At 27.6% G+C, this 4,812-nt stretch carries 2 protein-coding genes; both read left to right on the forward strand.

Going from position 1 to position 4,812, the window contains the following annotated elements; all coding sequences use genetic code 11:
- The first annotated feature begins 242 nt into the window (after positions 1 to 242).
- Positions 243 to 518, forward strand: a complete 276-nt coding sequence (locus ACKI5C_RS10030; protein WP_407432983.1) for a hypothetical protein — start codon at positions 243 to 245, stop codon at positions 516 to 518.
- Between the two features lie 121 nt (positions 519 to 639).
- A partial coding sequence (locus ACKI5C_RS10035; RefSeq protein WP_407432984.1) for an AMP-binding protein occupies positions 640 to 4,812 on the forward strand: 4,173 nt, incomplete at its 3' end.

The raw sequence follows: 4,812 nt of genomic DNA on the forward strand, positions 1-4,812 counted from the left end.
TTCAAAAAACAATGCCAAAATCCAGAAAACGAACATTTAAGACTAAACGAGGCGTTTTAAAACGAATATATCTCAGAGATTTAATTTGGAATCAAAATCGAAAAACCGATTTTGAAAATCAACAAAGTTTTTGAAAGAGTCTATATTACTCACTAAATCTTTATTATGTACTTTATATTAAATATAAGATTATGATTTTTAATAAATATATATCACTGGTAATTACGGGAGTTTTATTTTTAATGTTAATGTTACTTTTATCTTCTGTTGTAATGTTGACTAAATGGAATATTATTTATTCTGGGATTTTTATTATAGTCTTTATTTTCATTTGCAGGGCTTTTTATAACTTTTTAAGAAATGATGAGCAGTATAAGAACACTAGAAAAAGATCTTCTGATATAAAAGGCGAATCTTATATTACAAAAGGTGAAAGCGATATTAAAAAAGTATTTTTGATTATATGGATTTTTATAATGACTATCCTTTTAGCAATAACATTTGTATTGATTGCTTAATAAAATAATATTGATTTAATTGGTATTTAATGGGATAAAATAAAGTTTTACTGATAATTTTCATTAATCAAAACAATATGAATTCACAGATAATAATATTAATGGCATGGTAAGTGTTTATATGGATTGGGATTTATTAAAAAATAAAGAAACATATGTTAAGTTTTATAATATGTTAGTAAAAGACTATGATTGTAAAAAAATTCAATTATCGGATGATTTAATTCTAAAAATAGAGGAATTTGTCAGAACTAACGGTATTTCAAATTTTAAGTTCTTTACTAGTATTTTTGCATTATATTTATCACGAATAGATGGGACTGAAGGTTGTATTTTAAAAACTAATGGTGATTCAATCATTATTATAGACTATGTTAAAGATGATTCATTCAAAGACTATTTAAATCGAGTTTCAATGGCTTGTGATAACCCACACAAGTATAATGATGAGGATATTGATATTTTTTATTCTATCAATGATTTTAATAATTCTGATTCTGTTTTGACTTTAAATATTCATGAAGATTACTTGGAATTGGTCTATAATTCATCTATTTTTCTAAAAGAATATATTAATCATATGGCGAGTAATTTATCTACATTAATAAGTAATGTTTTAAATTCACCTTTAAAATCTTGTGGAAAAATTGATTTGCTCTCAGATGATGAGAAATTATTAATCGATAACTTTAGTAAAGGACACTCCCTTAATGTTGGGGACAATAAAACTTTTTCTCAAATATTTCATGAAAATGCTATAAAAACTCCAGATAAAATTGCAATAGATGATGGTATAAACCAAGTTACTTATCAAGACATGGATTATTCAAGCAATAGTATTGCAAGTATTTTACAGAAGGATTATGGTATTGCACCAAATACTTTCGTAGGTTTAATGCTTCCCCGAAATTATCATTTCCCTGAGTTAGCTTTAGCAGTAAATAAAATTGGAGCTATATTTGTACCTATTGAACCTGATTATCCAAATAAACGTATACAACATATGTTAAACATTTCTAATTGTGAATATGTTATTACTACTAGTGAATTGTCCAAATCAAAAGATGTTGCTGTTGATGTAATATGTATAGAAGATTTAAATACTACTAATAATGAAAATATAGAAATATTATCAAATGAAGAAGATTTGCTATGTATTATATTCACATCAGGAACAACGGGACTTCCTAAAGGTGTAAAAGTTTCAAACAAACAAATTAAGGGGATATCTGTTTCATATAAAAATATTGTAAATTGTTCTGGTGACGATATTATTGGATGTTATCCAAGTTTCAGTTTCATAGCATCTTCATCACTTTATTATACGTTATATTTGGGATTAACCTGCAGAATATACAATGAAAATGAAAAAAATGATATTTTATTATTTATTGAAAGTTTAAAAGAAAATCCAATTACGGGATTAACATTGCCAACAGTAATTGGTTCTGTTGTTTTTGAAAATGAGGATATTGATTTAAAATTTATTGTGGTGGCCGGTGCGAAATTAAATGAAATAAAAAATCGCCAAAATAAAACTCGATTAATGAATTTCTATGGGACTACTGAAGTAATTTTATCAGTATCAAATACTTATGATTTAGACAATATTGGGGATAAAATACCAATTGGAAAACCTATTGCTAATACTTGGGTTTATATTCTTGATGATAATTATAATCAGGTTCCTATTGGTGTTCCGGGCCAAATTTGTATTTCCAGTGAATACATAAGTCCTGGTTATCTCAATAATGAGGAATTGACCAATAAATCTTTCAGGAATAATCCTTTTAGTGATTGTGAGAGTAACAAAAGAATGTATTGTACTGGAGATATTGGTTATTATAATTTCAATGGGGAAATTGAAATTATTGGACGAATGGATGACCAATTGTCTGTGAGAGGATTTAGAATAGAATCTGGAGAAATATTAAACATCATGAAAAAATTCAATCAAATAAATGATGTTTACTTGGATGTTGACTCAGACAATCTCATTGCATATTACACAACAAACAATGATGATTTAAATGTTAATGATGTTAAAAATGCTTTAAAAGAGGAATTACCACAATATATGATTCCATCACTCTTTATAGAATTGGATAAAATCCCTTTAAATATTAATGGGAAAATTGATAAAGTTGCTTTAAAAAAGACATCAAGAGATAATGATGATGTAGAAATTAATGATAAAATTCTTAAAAATGTAGTTGATGCATATTGTGAGGTTTTAAATCTTGATTATGTTTATATTGATGATGATTTTGTTGCATTGGGAGGTAATTCATTATCTACAATGAATTTACAAAGAGTATTAAAAGATAAGTTAAATGTTAGTCTGGCTTCAAATGAAATTCTTGAGCTTTCAACACCATTCAATATTTCTAATCATATTAAGTTTAATTTAAACGCGATGAGGGCCGTTGAACTTAAGTATACTTTTGAAGATATCTGTCCTTTATCAAAAGCACAATTAAATGTTTATCTTGATGAAAGTGTAAAATCTATGGGTACTGCATATAATCTTCCATTTAAAATCAAATTCATTAAGAATCAATACAGTATTGATGAAATTAAAACTGCAATCTATAAATTATTGGATATCCATCCAATTTTATCCGCTCGAGTTATAAACAATGAAGGAGTTTTATCATTAGTATTTGATGCTAAACCTCAAATCATTGTAGGTACAATAAAAGACATTGATTCTTTTATTAAACCATTTGAATTAGAGGATTATTTGTCTCGTTTTTTGATTGTGGAAAGTGGAGAGTCTATTTTACTGTATGTTGATTGTCATCATTTAATTTTAGACGGCAGTTCCATTAATGTTCTTTTGAATAATCTTTTAGAAATATTGCAGGGTGGGGAAATTGCATCTGTGGACAATGGTGTTTTAAGACAGATTTCATTTGAAGAAAATATTGATTCAAATTATGTGGATGAAGCTAAAAAATTCTTCAACAGGATGTTGGCAGATCAAAGTGAAGTAAATAATCTATTAGACTCAATAGAAACTAAAGACTCAAAAAATAATACCTACATTAATGAATTTAATATTGATGAGAATAAATTAAGTTCCTTTTTAAAAACCCGCAATATAACTCCTAATCAGTTTTTCACCAGTGTCTTTGCATATACTTTATCAAGGTTCACAGGTTCACCAAAAGTATTATTCAACTTTATTGAGGATGGTCGGGGACATATTGATTTAATTGATTCTGTGGGAATGTTTGTTTGCACATTACCGTTACTGATTAATTGTGAAAATCAAAATGTTTCCTCTTTTCTTAGCGAAACTAGTAATATAATAAGTTCTACTATGAAATATGATTTGTATCCTTTCAGTTTACTTGCAAAAGAGTATGATTTAAATTCAAACATATCTTTCCAATATGCCCATAATATATTTAAAGATTCTTTAAAGCAGGATATTGTTGAGTTACAGCATGATACAGTATATGATTTTGCATTTTATATTTACAATTTAGAAAAGGATACATTAGGCATAAAAGTTTTACATTCCAATAAATATTCTCCAGGTTTCGTTCAAACTTTTGTGAAAACATATGAGGCAATATTGCATGAAATGATGCTTGTTGATAATTTATCAGAAATAAATTATGTTTGTGATGAAGATTTGAAACTTTTGGATGAAATCAATGAAACAGAACACGAATTAAAATATAATGACGTATTGGATGCATTTAATGATAATCTTTCAAGATATCCGAACAATGATTTCGTATCCTTTAAGGACAAAATCTACAGTTACGAAGAAAGTGCTTTTATTGCGAATAAAATCGCTGAAAAATTAAAAGAAATGGACGTTAAGATAAATGATCCTGTTGGATTTTTAACTGAACGGTCTGAATACTATATGTTTAGTATACTGGCCATATTATCTGCCGGTGCAACTTATGTTCCTTTAGATGATGCCCTTCCGGACAATCGATTGAGCTTCATATTGAATGATACTCAATCCAAAGTTGTTATTGTCAGTGATGAAACTGAAGAACGCATATCCAATTTGGATAGTGACTGTACTATTTTAAATATATCTGAGATTATAAATGATGCTGAAGATTGTTTAACACACTTGCCTGTAATTTATGGAGATTTAGCATGCATATTGTACACTAGCGGTACCACAGGCATTCCAAAAGGAGTAAAAATCACAAGAAAATCAATTGTAAATTATATTCAATACTATACAGACAAGTCAAACATGACCTCAGAAGATACATTTGCATTATATGCATCTATTGGTTTTGACGTCGGTGCAATAAAA

Origin of the sequence: Methanobrevibacter sp., assembly GCF_045646045.1 — an archaeon.
In the GTDB taxonomy this organism is placed as follows: Archaea; Methanobacteriota; Methanobacteria; order Methanobacteriales; family Methanobacteriaceae; genus Methanocatella.

Excerpts from the sequence above, each read along its gene's own strand:
- ACKI5C_RS10030 (WP_407432983.1), top strand. The coding sequence starts at position 243 with ATGTTAATGTTACTTTTATCTTCTGTTGTAATGTTGACTAAATGGAAT.